Origin of the sequence: Micromonospora sp. WMMB235 (genome assembly GCF_001855515.1) — a bacterium.
Lineage (GTDB): Bacteria > Actinomycetota > Actinomycetes > Mycobacteriales > Micromonosporaceae > Micromonospora > Micromonospora aurantiaca.
On the sequence record NZ_MDRX01000001.1, the window covers coordinates 6,875,342 to 6,889,036 of the forward strand.

The 13,695-nt window shown below is 69.8% G+C and carries 15 protein-coding genes; 4 read left to right on the top strand and 11 right to left on the bottom strand.

What is annotated here, in order from left to right:
- Positions 1-233: 233 nt before the first annotated feature.
- Together BFV98_RS30640 and BFV98_RS30645 are read right to left on the bottom strand one after the other, a co-directional pair.
- On the bottom strand, positions 234-584 hold the full coding sequence (locus BFV98_RS30640; RefSeq protein ID WP_013476101.1) for a hypothetical protein: 351 nt from the start codon (positions 582-584) through the stop codon (positions 234-236).
- Positions 585-899: 315 nt separating this feature from the next.
- A complete protein-coding gene (locus BFV98_RS30645) occupies positions 900-2,438 on the bottom strand; it encodes a ricin-type beta-trefoil lectin domain protein (protein ID WP_071098634.1) in 1,539 nt (512 codons plus the stop codon).
- 357 nt (positions 2,439-2,795) lie between these two features.
- On the opposite strand from BFV98_RS30645, the gene BFV98_RS30650 reads away from it, so the two are divergent.
- Positions 2,796-3,326, top strand: a complete 531-nt coding sequence (locus BFV98_RS30650; RefSeq protein WP_030274727.1) for a hypothetical protein — start codon at positions 2,796-2,798, stop codon at positions 3,324-3,326.
- A 214-nt stretch (positions 3,327-3,540) separates the two neighbouring features.
- On the opposite strand, the gene BFV98_RS30655 is transcribed toward BFV98_RS30650, so the two are convergent.
- The 5 genes from BFV98_RS30655 to BFV98_RS30675 all read right to left on the bottom strand — a co-directional run bounded on the left by BFV98_RS30655 (position 3,541) and on the right by BFV98_RS30675 (position 10,000).
- Positions 3,541-4,572 carry a methyltransferase gene (locus tag BFV98_RS30655; RefSeq protein WP_030274725.1) on the bottom strand — a complete coding sequence of 344 codons (1,032 nt, stop codon included), beginning with the start codon at positions 4,570-4,572 and terminating at the stop codon, positions 3,541-3,543.
- Positions 4,569-5,747 (bottom strand): aminotransferase class V-fold PLP-dependent enzyme, encoded by a 1,179-nt coding sequence (locus tag BFV98_RS30660; RefSeq protein WP_043325486.1) that lies wholly within the window; start codon positions 5,745-5,747, stop codon positions 4,569-4,571. The genes BFV98_RS30655 and BFV98_RS30660 overlap by 4 nt, the downstream gene beginning before the upstream one ends.
- Positions 5,748-7,019 (bottom strand): tryptophan 2,3-dioxygenase family protein, encoded by a 1,272-nt coding sequence (locus BFV98_RS30665; protein WP_071098636.1) that lies wholly within the window; start codon positions 7,017-7,019, stop codon positions 5,748-5,750. It abuts the gene before it with no gap.
- Between the two features lie 58 nt (positions 7,020-7,077).
- Positions 7,078-7,782: a tryptophan 2,3-dioxygenase family protein gene (locus BFV98_RS30670; protein ID WP_071098638.1), complete on the bottom strand. Its 705-nt coding sequence runs from the start codon at positions 7,780-7,782 to the stop codon at positions 7,078-7,080.
- 754 nt (positions 7,783-8,536) lie between these two features.
- Complete coding sequence (locus tag BFV98_RS30675; RefSeq protein WP_071098640.1) at positions 8,537-10,000, bottom strand: PepSY domain-containing protein; 1,464 nt, start codon at positions 9,998-10,000, stop codon at positions 8,537-8,539.
- Positions 10,001-10,171: 171 nt separating this feature from the next.
- On the opposite strand from BFV98_RS30675, the gene BFV98_RS31715 reads away from it, so the two are divergent.
- The 3 genes from BFV98_RS31715 (at position 10,172) to BFV98_RS31720 (ending at position 11,785) form a co-directional block, all read left to right on the top strand.
- Positions 10,172-10,447 (top strand): cation transporting ATPase C-terminal domain-containing protein, encoded by a 276-nt coding sequence (locus BFV98_RS31715; RefSeq protein WP_082171463.1) that lies wholly within the window; start codon positions 10,172-10,174, stop codon positions 10,445-10,447.
- Between the two features lie 216 nt (positions 10,448-10,663).
- Positions 10,664-11,446: an IS5/IS1182 family transposase gene (locus BFV98_RS30685; protein WP_071098642.1), complete on the top strand. Its 783-nt coding sequence runs from the start codon at positions 10,664-10,666 to the stop codon at positions 11,444-11,446.
- A 51-nt stretch (positions 11,447-11,497) separates the two neighbouring features.
- Positions 11,498-11,785: a hypothetical protein gene (locus BFV98_RS31720; protein WP_227457594.1), complete on the top strand. Its 288-nt coding sequence runs from the start codon at positions 11,498-11,500 to the stop codon at positions 11,783-11,785.
- 60 nt (positions 11,786-11,845) lie between these two features.
- Here BFV98_RS31720 and BFV98_RS32415 read toward each other — a convergent pair whose 3' ends face one another.
- The 4 genes from BFV98_RS32415 to BFV98_RS30700 all read right to left on the bottom strand — a co-directional run bounded on the left by BFV98_RS32415 (position 11,846) and on the right by BFV98_RS30700 (position 13,641).
- Positions 11,846-12,298: an IS3 family transposase gene (locus BFV98_RS32415; RefSeq protein WP_232236821.1), complete on the bottom strand. Its 453-nt coding sequence runs from the start codon at positions 12,296-12,298 to the stop codon at positions 11,846-11,848.
- Positions 12,256-12,771 carry an IS3 family transposase gene (locus BFV98_RS32875; protein WP_091331546.1) on the bottom strand — a complete coding sequence of 172 codons (516 nt, stop codon included), beginning with the start codon at positions 12,769-12,771 and terminating at the stop codon, positions 12,256-12,258. Before BFV98_RS32875 ends, BFV98_RS32415 begins: the two co-directional genes overlap by 43 nt.
- Positions 12,768-13,079, bottom strand: coding sequence for a transposase (locus BFV98_RS30695; protein WP_083395347.1), 312 nt, complete (start codon positions 13,077-13,079; stop codon positions 12,768-12,770). Before BFV98_RS30695 ends, BFV98_RS32875 begins: the two co-directional genes overlap by 4 nt.
- 88 nt (positions 13,080-13,167) lie before the next feature.
- On the bottom strand, positions 13,168-13,641 hold the full coding sequence (locus tag BFV98_RS30700) for a response regulator (protein ID WP_013476110.1): 474 nt from the start codon (positions 13,639-13,641) through the stop codon (positions 13,168-13,170).
- Between the last annotated feature and the right edge of the window lie 54 nt (positions 13,642-13,695).

The window sequence follows — 13,695 nt, forward strand, 5'->3', positions numbered from 1 at the left end:
AAGCGTGCCGGGACGGGAGGGAACGGGCCCCGGCCTGCCGGAAGGCCGCCGCCACGTGGCCAAGCTCCACCTCGCCCAGCGGCGAGTCGGTTTCGGCTGCGGTGAGGATATCGAGGGCACGTGTGCCGGCTCGTGGTGAGCCATCGTCCCTCTTCGAGGGCGGGCGCCGGTGCCGGGGCCCCACGGCATGCGGAACTGGCGTCGCGCGTGTGTCCGGTCCACCCCGCGCAGGGTCAGCCGGCGACCTGGTCGAGCAGTTGCAGCAGGTCGTGCGCGGCCAGTTCGACGTCTTTGTGCCGCCACTCCGAGGCGCGGTAGACGCACGCGACCAGACCGGACCGGTGGACGCGGCGGAAGTCGCCATAGGCGAAGGCGTACCGGGCCTTCGTCTCCTCGTTCGCACCCTCGGTACGGCCAAGGAACCATTCGCCATACTCGCGCCACGAGTGCTTGTCGAGGTAGCCGTTCTCGTCGGTGGCCCGGGGCTGGACAACGCCCCAGTCACTGTCGAGCACGTACTGGCGTGCTTCGATGAGCCGCCGGGCGCGGACGACAGCCGCCTGATCCACCGAGTACGAGGCCATGCCCGGCAGTATTCCCCGGCGAACGATCCGCCATGCCTACCGAGGTGGCCTCCAGGGTTCGGTCCGGCCATCCTGACTGGCGGAGTAGCGGGTCCGCCTCGGCGGGCTCGTCGGTCCGCCGGGGCCGTCGGTCACCGTGGGCGCAGCGCGGAACCGGCTCGCCAGCACCCGCGACGAGGGTGATCGGCGCACCGTTCGACACCGGTCACTGCCGGCGACGGCCGCACCTGAGCTGGCACGTCCCGGAGCGACACGGCGTGCCGCCGTCGGCCCACCTCGGACCGTCCCGGGCGGGACGCCGTGTCAGGCCTCGGATCAGCCGGAGCGCCACTTCTGGTTGGCGGTGCCGGCGCACTCCCAGAGTTGCAACCGCGCACCGTCGTTGCCGTTCCAGTCCTTGATGTCGACGCACTTGTTGGCCTGCGGGTTGACCAGGTCGCCGGCGGCGGACAGCACGAACTGCTGGGCCGGGTTGCCGCTGCAGGTGGCGATCTGGATGACCGCTCCGTTGTCCCGGGAGCCCCAGGCGACATCCATGCACATGTTGTTCTGCGTGCGCAGGCTGCCGCCGGTGAACGTCCACGCCTGCGCGGCCGTGCCGTTGCAGTTCCACGCCTGCAGCGGGACTCCGTCGGAGAAGTTCGAGTTCGGCACATCGACGCACTTGTTGTTCCAGTTGCTGATGATCCGGGTGCCGGAGCCGCCCCCGCCGGTGGTGACCAGACTGAGTCCGAAGACACCGAGGATCTCGTTGACCGGCTGGAACCACATGGTGCCGCCGGTGGTGCAGTTGCCGGATCCGCCGGAGGTGACTCCCTGGGCCTGATCGCCGGAGAGCCAGGCGCCGCCGGAGTCGCCGCCCTCGGCGCAGGCGTTGCTGCGGCTGAGCCCGTAAACCGCGCCCTGCGCGTAGTTGACCGTCTCCTCCCGGCCCAGCAGTACGCCGCACCGCCAGCCGGTCGTGCGTCCCGACCGGCACACGGAACTGCCGATCACCGCGTCCCGGGACCCGGCGACGGGAGCGTTGCCGCCGGCGTAGTTGTTCACCCAGGGCCGCGGCGTCCAGTCGGCGTTGGTGCGGACCCAGGCGTAGTCGTTGCCCGGGAACGACGAGCCGGCGAAGGTGCCCTGGGCTGCGTTATTGAAGCCGCGGGTGGGGCTGCCGGCGGCTCCGCAGTGCCCTGCGGTGACGAACCCGCCGACCACGGCGAAGCCGACGGAGCAGAGTACGTTGCCGTTGATGACGAACTGGTCGCCGCCGCGGATGTCGTACATCGGGCGCGGCGCGTCGGGCGCAGGCGCGTAGCGAACGAGCGCGTCGGCGAGGCCGGCGCCGCGCACGAACGCTCGGCCGGTGCGTTCCTGTCCCGGTGCCACCCGCACCACCACCTGGTTGGCGGCGACGTCCACGTACCAGCCGCGGACGGCGGCCCCGGGCGGTTGACCGGCGGCGCTCCGGTCCAGGGCGGTACGCGCCGATGTCAGGCTCGTGAGCGTCCGAGGGACGAGCCTGGGCCGGGCTCCCTCGGCCCGCACCGCGTCGGCCGCGGAGGCGTCGGTGACGGCGACCGTGAGCGGGCCGTCCGTCTCCAGCCACGAGCCGGCGTACCCGGTGCCGAGGCGCCCGCGCAGCCGTCGGTCGACCACCGCCGCGGCGGCCTCGGCCGCGAGGCGGGCGGTGAGTTGGTCGTCGGTCAGGTGCAGGTCGCGGCGCATCGCGGCGGCCATGCCGAGCGGCAGGCCGGCCACGGCCGGCCGTGCTTCGGAATGGTGGGCGATGTGAGCCGCCGCGGGGACGGCCGGGACAGACAGGCCGAGCATCGCAGCGGTGAGCAGCGCAGTTGTCTTGATCATCGAACTCCTTCCGGTTGTTCGTGACGCACCGGAGGCGGCGCGGGAGAGCGCTCTCAGCCTGAAACCGTAAACAATCCTTGTCAATAGATTGAACTCGATTTATTCCCTAGTTGAGCGGCCGTCGCGCCCGTCTCGGCGGATCGACGGGACGAGCGCCGGTCACCACCCGGACGTCAGCGGGAGCTCCACGTCTGGTCGGACTGGCGGTTGCCCGAGTCCCATATGGCCGACCGGGGTGCCGTCCACCGTGACGCACTGGTGCGGGCCGTCCTGGTCGTGTTTCCTAGGCGACATTGCGTCGTGGCGCCTGTGCGGGCACCGCTCGGAGCGGTGGTCATCTGCACCTAGACTGCGCCGATGGATGCTGAATTCGCGGCCAACGCCGCGGCCACCGCCGCGATTTTCGGGGTCTTCGGGATCGTCTGGTTCGGCTGGGCGCAGGAGGCACCGCCCAGGGCGTGGCGTCCGTGGCTCGGCATCGGTTCGGTGTTGTCTCTGGTCGCAGCGATCATCGGCGGCATCGTCACCGCACGCACCTGGGACAAGGGCAGTTCCGTGGACGAGAGGACGGGGCCGGTCTTCGGGGTGATCGTCCTGATCGAGGTGGTCCTCTGTGCCGTCGGCGCGATCTGGCTCCGGCGCGCCGGCCGCACCTCCCTGGTTCCGGTTTGGATCGCCCTGATCGTCGGCCTGCACTTCTTCCCCCTAGCGCCGCTTCTGGGGTATCCGGCCCTCGCGATCTGGGCCGCGCTCGTCACCCTGGTCGCGCTCGTCAGCGTCCCTGTCGCCCGACGGTGCGACTTCACCCCCAGCGCCGTCGTCGGTGCCGGCACGGGTGTGGCCCTCCTGGCCGGAGCGGCGACCGCACTGGTGCACGCGCTCACCTAGGTGTATTGCCGGAGTCGCTGGTGCCGCACAGCGCTGGGACGTGTCTGACCGACGGCGACACGGTGGGCGGTGCGCGACGCCGAGCTCCGCGCCGATGCGCCGGACGGATCGGCCGTCACGGCCGCAGGGACGGGCGCGCCGGCCGGCAACGGTGAGCCCGGGACGACTTGCGGCGGGTGCGGCTACGCCCGCACCGTCACGCCGGCTGGGCGGGTCACGCTTCGGCCACCGGTTTGTGCCCGCAGGCCAGCTCCCAGCCGCCGGGCAGCACGGCCACCCGGTCGAAGCCGACCTCCTTGAGCAGACTGGTGTAGAACTCCACCTCCCGCAGCCGACTGACGCAACTGTCGACCCCGATGAGGAAGTAGCTCCAGAAGAACTGCATCGCCAGGCGGTCTGGGGTGCGGAACTCCTCGCAGATCACCAGCAGCCCGCCCGGTTCGAGGGCCGCGTACGCCTTCTCGACCAGCCGGCGGGCGACGTCGTTCGGCCAGTCGTGCAGCACCCGGACGAATGCCATGGCGTCGTAGCCCGAGGGCAGCGGCTCGGCGAAGAAGTCGCCGCCGACGAAACCCAGCCTGTCGACATGCCCGGTGCGGGTCCGGGTCGCCTCCACCAGCGGAGCCACGGCCGGCAGGTTGTACACGTCGACCCGTAGCCCAGGCGCGTCGTCGAGGATGTGCGCGGCGAGCGTGCCGTCACCCCCGCCGATGTCCAGCAGACGGCGCCGGTCCGACCACAGCCGGCTGGCGTTGCGATGCATCGTCTCGATCACCGGACCGAGACCGACGGCCATGCTGCGCTCGAAGTCGGCGGTCTGTTCGTCGGTCTTCGGGGGCCAGGCGAAGTCGTCGTCGCTCATGCTCACCTCGCCGCGCAGGCTCTCGGCCAGCCGGCCGTGCAGCAACCGCCAGGGGTAACGGTCCCGGTCACGTTCGACAGCACCGGGGCCGACGACCGCCATGACGGCATCCCGGAGGCCGGGTACCGCACGGTACGTTGCCATCGCGATGTCGTCACCTGGCTCGCTGCGCTCAACGACACCGAGGCTTTCCAAGCAGTCGAGGAACTTGTAGAGCCGCAGGGGCCGCACGTCGAAGCGGGCGGCCAGCTCACCGAGGCTCGCCGGCCCGGGCTCCAAGGCGTCGAGCAGACCCGTGCCGAGCGCGGTCTCCAGCACGTCCATGGCCTTCGGCCCGTTGGCGAGCAGACTCATCAGCGCGCGTGGGGACAGCGTGACCTTCACCGTTTCAGCTCCTCTTCCAGGGCGTCCATGAACGTGTCGATCTCGTCGAGGGTGTTGTAGACGTGCGGGCCGACCCGCAGGTAGCCCCGCCAGCTGCAGACCATGTCGCGAGCGACCAACCGCCGCTTGACCGCCTCGCCGTCGGCGACGTCCAGGCACACGACGCCACCGCGCCGGTGCGGCTCGGTTGGGCTGACCACGTCGATGCCAGCCACCGCGGCCCGCTCCAGGATCCGTTGGGTGCAGGCGAGCGAGTGCCGTCGAATCGGGCCGGCACCTACCCCGGCCAGCAGATCCAGGCCGACCTGGGAGATCAACGAGGTCAGGGGGAACGGCGTCCCGCCGGCGAACCGTCGGGCCCCACCGGCCCAGCCTGTCGACGGCTGGAATGTGAAGGCCCGGTCACCGGCCTGCCAGCCGGTCGCCGCTGGCTCCAGCTGCGGCACCAGACCCGGGCGCACGTAGAGGAAGGCAGTGCCGACTCCGCAGAGCCACTTGTGCGCGCCGCCGAGAACCACGTCGACGCCGAGCGCCGTCACGTCCATGGGCATGACCCCTACGCTCTGGAAGGCATCAACGACCACCAGCGCGCCGACGTCGTGGGCGCGCCGCACCAGCCGGGGCAGGTCGACGGTGGCCCCCGAGGAGAAGCTGGCGTGCGGGATGCACACCAGCAGCGTGCGTTCGTCGATCCGTGCCTCGACGGCGTCCTCGTCGAACCGCGGGCTGCCCGAGCCGACCACGTCGAGCCGGGCGCCGTACCGACGGAACGCGTTCCAGATGAACGGCACCGTCGGATACTCCAGATCGGTGGTGACGATCCGGTTCCGCGGCGGACGATAGTCGAAACAGGACGCTACCCGGGCGAGCAGCGTGCTCAGGTTCGCGTCGGTGACCACGCTGCCCGGCGGTGCGCCGATGAACGCGGCGACGGAGTCGGCGTACCGGTCGAGGCCGGCGTGCCAGTCCTGCCAGACCTCGTCCCGCCAGTTCCGCAGCGTCCGCCAGTAGCCGGTGAGCACCTGTTCCGCGCCTCGCGGCACCGCGCCCGTCGAGTTGTTGTTCAGGTAGACGCCGGTGCTCAGCAGGGGGAACTCGGCGCGCAGTGCGGCGTGCGCGCTGGCGTCGAGGCACTCGGGCGTATCGAGGTCGGAGTTCCGGTGCGGTGGGCTCACTCAGGGCTGCCTCTGGTCGGCTCGATGGGGGACGGGTCGGGGCTCGCAGGCGACGGAGGTGAAGACCGGGATGGATCGGGCGGCGGCCAGATAGGGCGTGCCCTCCGTGTAGCCGGTGCCGGCCCGCGGGCCGAGCATCCGGGTCGCGAGCCGGTGGTGCGTGCGCCGCCACTGGAATACCGCGGCGGCGAACGACCGCATCTCCTCCTCGACCCGCCCGCCTTCGGGCGCGGCGAGCAGGCCGTCACGCACCGCCGCCCGGAACGCGTCGTCGATCGACGGCTGGCCGGCGTGCACCAGCTCGCGTACCTCCGGGACCTGGTGGTACGCGGCCGAGTCCAATCGCGACCCCTCGGGTGTGCGGCACAGCGACTCCATGAGCTTGTAGGAGCGGGACTGGATGGCGCTGGCCCCCGCGGTGTACTCCCGGAACGTCCGGAACGCCTCCGGCTGCATCGTCGCCAGCAGCGCGAACAGCGGCCCGGCGGCGGTGAGCTGCTGTCGGGCGTACGCCAGCCGTGCGGCCGCCCGCCCCGCCTGGCCGGCGGTCAGGGCGGCGATGGTGGCGCGCAACTCCTCGGCGACCCCCGCGAAGAGGCATTCGTACGACTGGAGCACCCGGATGAACAGGTACTCGTCGTGCGACACATGGACCGGCAGCATGCTCAGCCGCAGGACCAACTCGCCGGCGGGATCGGCGTCGGCGGCGACGGCCCGCAGCTCGTCCGGGGTCGCCACAGCTTCCCGGCCGGGGACCATCCCGGCGATGCCCAGCCGGGCGAGAGCGGGTGACACGGCCCGCACGCCGAGCCGGTAGCGCTTGGACACCACGTCCCGGCTCGGGCGCCGCTCGGGCAGCAGGTCGGTGGCACCGGAGGCGGCGGTCAACTCGAAGGCCAGCACGTCGGCGACCAGGCGAACGAGGAGCCGGTCCCGGTCCCGTCGCGCACCGAACGGGCCGGCGACGTCGCCCCCGCCGGGCAGCCGGAGCAGCCGCAGCGCAAGATAGCTGCGGTAGTCGTACCGGCCGTCCCACTTATCGAGCGCGACGTCGAGGAAGTCACCCAGCAGCCGGGCCTGCGGCTCCCGCGCGGTCGCCGGCACCGTCAGCTGCGTACGGGCCTGGTCGAGCAGAGCCAGCACTTCCTTTTCGACGAAGTGTTTACCGACCCGGTGAAACTCCGCCAGCACGGCGGAGTACGGAAAACGGCAGGTCTGACCGCCGCCGGACAGCCAACTCGTCAGTTCGCGCACGAAACCGCACCTCGACATTTCGGTCGCTACGCAGGTGGGTGAGGAAAAATTGACAATTACTGGTGAACGAGGATTGTCAACGTTGGTCGGCCTGTGATTCGTTAGCGGATCCGTCGGAGGGCTTCAGGCGGGCCCGCCACAATGCAGGGAAGAACCGGTGCCCGACGAGCTTGGCGAGCATCGTCGCCTCGGCGCCGCCGGGATCGTGGCCCCCGACGCGCAGAGCGACCCGGTAGTGCCGCATACGCCACAGCGACACCCGCTCGTCCCACTCGATGAGCGCCTCGGCGAGCCGCTGGACGGGGTCGGCGGGATCCGGCCGACCCAGTGCGGCCGGTTCAATTCCTCGGACTTCGAGATGCTCGGCGAACGCCCGGCCGAGCTGCCGGCTCATAGCGTGGACCTGCCGCCATCCGGGTGACTCGGCCCCGGATCCCTTACCCAGCGCCGGTTGCATGGCCTGGAAGTCGGCCGGGGACAGGTGCCGGAACATCTCCAGCTGGTCGGTGACCAGTCGGATCCCCAACGTCGCCCGGGTCAGCAGCGACTCGGTCACCGCCAGCTCGCCGACGCGCAGCCGGGTGACCGCCTCGGCCAACTCGGCGGCGACGAGCTTCAGCCACAACTCGGTGGACTGGTGCACCACCTGGAAGAGCAACTCGTCGCGGTGCATCATCTCGTCCGGCCGTCGTTGCAGGGCGAGCAGCGTGTTCAGTCGCATGTAGCGCGCATAGTCCGTGGCGCCGTCGCCGGGCAGCACAGGTGAGTGGTCCTGCTTCACGGAATCGGTTCCCTTCGGTCGACGTCGCTGCATCGGAAACCGATGGTGCGACCATGCGTGCAGCGGACATTATGCAACGGCAAACGACAATGTGCTATATCTCAACCCGATCGATCTGAGAGCGTAAAACCTCCTTTCCGCCCTTGAAAACGGTCAGGCTGGGCAGGGCGAGATTTGGCCGTACGTGTGCGGTGGGTCGGCAGGCCGTCCACCGATGCAGCCGGGGAGAGGCTGCGATGTGGCCGGCCCGGGCGCGGGCGGGGTGGCGGCGCCCCTGCTGATCAGCCGCGAGGTGGACCTGCTCTGGCTGGGCCAGGTGCTCACCGGGCCTTCGGGCGCTGGTGCTCGTCGAGGTTAGGGCCGGCGCGGCAGGAGCCGGATTCGCGGTGCCACCTATGAACTCCCCGTCGAGTCTGGGCGCTACCGGCCGACGGCCGAGAACGGCACGACCACGACGGCGTGGACCGTCACGTCCGGCGCTGTCGCCCGCGCCGAGCCGCCGAAGGGGTCCTGCACGCCCCGAGGGATCGGGCAGTCCGTGCCGCGCCGACCCCTGCTGTTACTGCCGGAACATGGAGATCTGCATGATCACGCCCGACGACAAGATCTCGGTCTTCGTGCGGACCACCGGACAGAGCGGTTCGGAGATCACCGGGCCATTCCGCCGGTGACCGGCTCCCGGCCCCGCTGACCGACACGCGACCACCGCTGTCCGGCCGCCCCGCAGCGGTGGCGGCCGGACAGCTGTGCGGGGTCAGCTACCGGCCGGGGCGGGTGAGACGGGTATCGGCCGACGGCGCCGACGGGTGAGCATGCCGAGGGCGATGTCGATGAAGAGGAAGCCGAGCAGAGTGACGCCAAGCCAGGGCAGTACCCAACCGAGTGCCACGGTGACCGGTCCACCGAGCGGCAGCGCCCACCACGGAAGCCCTCGGACCCCACCTCGGGCGGGCGGCGCGCCGAGCGGTGCGCGGCGACCGGCGCGGGTGGGGCGGCGCTGCCACCACATGCGGTAGCCCCAGACGATGACGCAGAGCAGGCCGAGAGCGAGCGCGGCGAGCAGGATCTGATTGACCGGGCCGAACAGGATTCCCATGTGGGCTTGAATGCCGAGGCTGCTGAGCCGCGCGAGGAGCGGCCAGTCGGCGAAGTCGCTGCGGTCGGTGACCCCGCCGGTGGTGGGGTCCACAGAGATCCGGTCCTTCGCGACCGGCCAGGTGTTGTCGACCTGGGCGACGGTCCATGCCTGGCCGGACTCCGCGGCAGGGCTGATCTCCACCGGCCCCGAGAGTCCGGCGCCGCGCGCGGAGGTCAGGACGATGTCGAAGGACGCCGGATTGTCCGCCGTGCCGGTCACCGCCCCACCGTGCTGGTGCCCACCACCACTAGCGGGCGGGGGCACGCCGTCGAGGGTGGTGGACAGTTCCGGAGTGCCGGCGCGCAGGACGTCCAGGCCGGCGCCGAAATTCGCGCCGGCGTACCGGGACCAGGTCAGGCCGGTGGCGGAGAGGAACAGCAGGCCGACCGCGAGCCAGACACCGGTGGTGGCGTGCCAGCCCCGCGTACGCCGGACTCCCTTGCGGGCGCTCAGGTCCGGTATGAGCAGGTGTGTCGTCCGGGCGCGGGTGGCGCTGCGACGGCGCCACCACAGGATGACGCCGCCGAGCACGAGGACCCACAGCCAACTGGCGGCGATTTCCGAGTAGTGCCGGCCGATCTCACCGAGGTGCAGATTGCGGTGCAGGTCGTCGAGCCAGGTGGTGGCCGGGGTGGAGCCGAACCAGGTGGTGAGCTGCCCGGTGACCTCGCCGGTGTACGGGTCGACGTAGACGGTGTGCTGCTTGTCGCCGAGTTTCTCGAGCGAGAACACCACCCGGGTGGTCCGGTCGCCTGCGCCGGGCGCCACGGTGGCGATGGTGCCGTCGGGGTGCGCGGCCCGTGCGGCGGTGACCTGTTGGGCGAGGGTCGTCGGCTGGTCGCCGACGGCGGCCACGGCCAGCTGGTCGCCGTAGAGGGCCTGGTCCAGCTGTGGGGTGATGGTGTACGCCAGGCCGGTCAGGGCGGCGACCAGGAGGAACGGGGCAACCAGGATGCCGGCGTAGAAGTGCAGCCGGGTCAGCAGCGCGGCAAAGGGCGTGGGCTCGCGACTCGAACGAGCGGTCTGCGCAGCGGCGGGAACATCCGGCGTGGGATCACCGGACAGGTCGGTGACGGACATCGACTACTCCGATCGGAAAAGGAGATTTCTAGTTCGGGGTGGCTCGTGCCCGTCGAGCCCTGGGCTGCCCGGTTGCCGTCTCCCGGTCGAGTAGTCGGTCAGGTACGTCAGGAAGTTCCCGGCTGCCCGCGCACATCGTCGGCGTCGCCTCCGCTGTGATGCGGAGCCGCCATCGTTGCTTGTCAGGTCGGCACCGCGCTTGCCGTCCGCACTGACCGAGCCTCACTGCGCTCCATCGGCCTGGCGTCCAACCGGCTCCTGCTGTGGGGAATCGCGTTCGAACTCGCCTTCGCCGCCACCATCGTCACCGTGCCCCCGCTACAGGCGATCTTCGGCACCGCCGTGCCCGGCCCCGCCATCCTCGCCATCCTGATCGCCTTCCCGATACTCGTCTGGGCACCGGACGAGCTACGGCGCGCAGTGCTACGCCACCGCACCGGACGCTGACACCAGCTATCTGTGCTTTGTGCGGGCGATGGACCTGGGGAGATGAAGATCTTCTCCGGTATCGGCGGTAACAGCCGGTAATGGATGATCAATGAGCCATTTTCATCGTGACGGCGCAGGTCACGGGCGGTGTGGGAGGCCGGTGTCCAGGTAGGACGAGGCTCCCGGTAAGACAGCAATCGACCAAGATCAGATGCCCCAACCGGGAGCCTCGCTGTGCTGTCTTACCCTGCCGCGATTCCGTTGTCCACCCGCAGCCTGAACCACCTCGCCGCCCTCATCCGAACCCGCCGCCAGCAGCAACGGTCTCGGTGGCGACGCCTCGACCCCGGCCGGCAAGCCCTGCTCGCCCTGGCCCACCTGCGCAACGGCGACACCTACACCCGCCTGGCCGCCGGATTCGACATCGGCGTCACGACCGCCTGGCGTTATGTCCGCGAGGCCATCGACCTGCTCGCCGCGACCGCCGACGACCTGGCCACGGCCATGACCAGGATCCGTCTGCTCGCCTACGCAATCCTCGACGGCACCCTGATCCCGATCGACCGGGTCGCCAACCAGAAGCCGTACTACTCCGGAAAACACAAGCGTCACGGCGTGAACGTGCAGGTCATCGCCGACGCGGCCGGGCGTCTCGTCTGGGCCTCGGCCGCGCTGCCCGCCTCGACGCACGACCTGACCGCCGCCCGCACCCACGGCATCATCGACGCCCTGGCCAGCACCGACGTGATGACCTTCGCGGACAAGGGCTATCAAGGCGCCCCCGGCAGCGTGCGCACCCCGTTCAAGCGGCGCCGCTTCCGGCCGAAGCTGTCACGCCGGCAGAAGGCCGTCAACCGAGCGCACGCGAAGATCCGCGCCCGCGGCGAACGCGCGATCGCCACCCTCAAGACCTGGAAAATCCTGGTCGAGCAGCGCTGCTGCCCACGCCGAGCGACCGCGATCGTGCAGGCCATCCTCGTCCTGCACCGCGTCGAAGCCGACCGCCACGCAGGATGAAAATGGCTCAATCTGCTCGACCTGGCTGTCTACAAGATCAGCGTGTCCCGGGTGCTTGGTGACTACGGCACCGCTGTCGACTACGCTCGGCAGGTCGACCCGGCCCGGATCGTCATGCCGGAGCGCCGAGCTCGCTACTGGGAAGACACAGCGCTGGCACTACACGGCCGCGGGCGCCCACAGGCGACATTCCAGGCGCTGCTTGCTGCCGAGCGAGACACCCCGCAGGAGGTTCGCTACCGGCCATGGGCGCAGCAACTCACAACCGAACTACTCAACCGCGACAGCCGCAACCTGCTAGGTGTACGTGAGTTCGCCAGCCGAATCGGGTTGATCTAGCCCTCTGCTTCCTATCGCGGCTGCTACTCCTGAGTTTCCCCTGCTTTGTTGGAGCGGTGGTTACCTGCTGCCGGCTGGTGCAGGGGTGGTGATAGGTGGTTCGGCTGGTTCGGTCTGGTGGTTGTGCCAGGCGGCCTCGTACTCGTTCGGGCTGAGGTAGCCCAGTTCCTTCTGGATGCGGCGGGTGTTGTACCAACCGTCGATGTAGGCGAAGATCGCGTTCTCGGCCTCGTCGCGGGTCCGCCACGAGGTGCGGTAGACGAGTTCGATCTTCAACGTTGACCAGAAGTTCTCCATGAGCGCGTTGTCGGAGCTGTCGCCGACGGAACCCATCGAGGGCAGGATCCCGTTGTCCTGCAAGCGTTCCGCGAAGCGGAAAGACGTGTAGTTCGATCCCCTGTCCGAGTGGTGGATCAATTGGCCGTCGCGGACGTCGCGCGACCAGATGCCGTATTCGAGGGCGGCGAGGATCAAGTCGGTGTCGCAGCGGTCAGACGTCTTCCAGCCGACGATCCGGCGGGAGAACGCATCGCGGACTGCGGCGAGCCAGAACGCGCCCTCGCCGCAGGGATGCGAGTGGCGTCGGCGACCCACAGGCGGTTCGGGCCGGTCGCGGTGAACTGTCGGTTGACCAGATCCGGTGCCGGCGTGTGCCGGGGATCCTGTCGGGTGGAGCCGCCGCGCCAGCCTCGACGCAGGAACGCCCCCTGCCAGCCCTGCTGCGCCATCAACCGCTCCACCCGCTTGCGGCCCACGCGGATGCCGTCACGGCGTAGCTGCCGGTGGACCCGGTCCGCGCCGTAGGTGCGCCCGGACGTCTCCCAGATCTCGTAGATGTTGGAGATCAGCCCCAGGTCGACCACGTCCCGATCACAGGGCTGCTCGGCCTGCTTGACCCACGCGTAGTAGGTCGAGGCGCCGATGTTCAGGACCCGTAGCAGGAGCGCGACCGCGAACTGGTCACGATGTTCACCGATGAACCTCATGACCGTCGCCGGGTCGGGTCGAGCTCCGCCGCGAAATACGCGCTCGCAGCCTTCCGGATCTCGTTCGCCCGCCGCAGCTCGCTAACTTCCCTGCGCAGCTGGCGGTTCTCCTCGACCATCTCGCTGCTCGACCGATCGTGACGCTCACCCTCATCCGCCTCGGCCTGCCGGATCCAGTTCCTGAGCGCCTCGTGATGCACACCAAGCTGCTCGGCCAGACGCCGGATCACCGGCTTCGGGTCCGACTCGCGGTACAGGCGCACAGCGCGCTGACGAAGCTCATCGGGGTACTTCTTCGGTGCTGCCACGGACGACTTCCTCCCCCACGGCCATCAGACCGTGGTCAAGAAGCTCCACGAAAGCGGGGGTGGCTCAGCGCTTGGGGCGGAGGATTTCTCAGGCCGTGCTGGAATCGGGAGGCAGGCTTGCGGTGCGGCCGTAGAAGCGGTGGATCTGCCCAACGACGCGCTCGAAGTCGTCCAGGCCGATGGGCTTGGTGACGTAGGCGCTAGCGTGCGCTGTGTAGCTGGCCAGCACGTCGGCGTCGACCACGGAAGTGGTGAACACGACGACCGGAATCGTCTTGAGCCACTGGTCGGCCTTGATCGCGGCGAGGACCTCCTGGCCGTTCATGCGGGGCATGTTCAGGTCGAGCAGGATCAACTCCGGGCGCGGAGCGTCGGCGTACTGGCCTTGACGGCGCACGAACGCCATGGCCTCTACCCCGTCGGGAACGTGGTGCAACTCAGCGGCCAGGGCGTGAGTGGCGAAGGTGTCCTCGATGAGAGCGACGTCGGCAGGATCGTCCTCGACCAGCAGCACCCGCAGCGGACCCAGTCGACCGCGGGCGGTTTCTCGGGCAACGTTCACAGCGGAAGAGTACTTCCCAGGCCTGACGCAGGTCACGAGAGCGATTCCGCAAGC

Excerpts from the sequence above, each read along its gene's own strand:
- BFV98_RS30640 (WP_013476101.1), bottom strand. The coding sequence starts at position 584 with ATGGCCTCGTACTCGGTGGATCAGGCGGCTGTCGTCCGCGCCCGGCGG.
- BFV98_RS30645 (WP_071098634.1), bottom strand. The coding sequence starts at position 2,438 with ATGATCAAGACAACTGCGCTGCTCACCGCTGCGATGCTCGGCCTGTCT.
- BFV98_RS30650 (WP_030274727.1), top strand. The coding sequence starts at position 2,796 with ATGGATGCTGAATTCGCGGCCAACGCCGCGGCCACCGCCGCGATTTTC.
- BFV98_RS30665 (WP_071098636.1), bottom strand. The coding sequence starts at position 7,019 with ATGTCGAGGTGCGGTTTCGTGCGCGAACTGACGAGTTGGCTGTCCGGC.
- BFV98_RS30675 (WP_071098640.1), bottom strand. The coding sequence starts at position 10,000 with ATGTCCGTCACCGACCTGTCCGGTGATCCCACGCCGGATGTTCCCGCC.
- BFV98_RS32875 (WP_091331546.1), bottom strand. The coding sequence starts at position 12,771 with ATGAGGTTCATCGGTGAACATCGTGACCAGTTCGCGGTCGCGCTCCTG.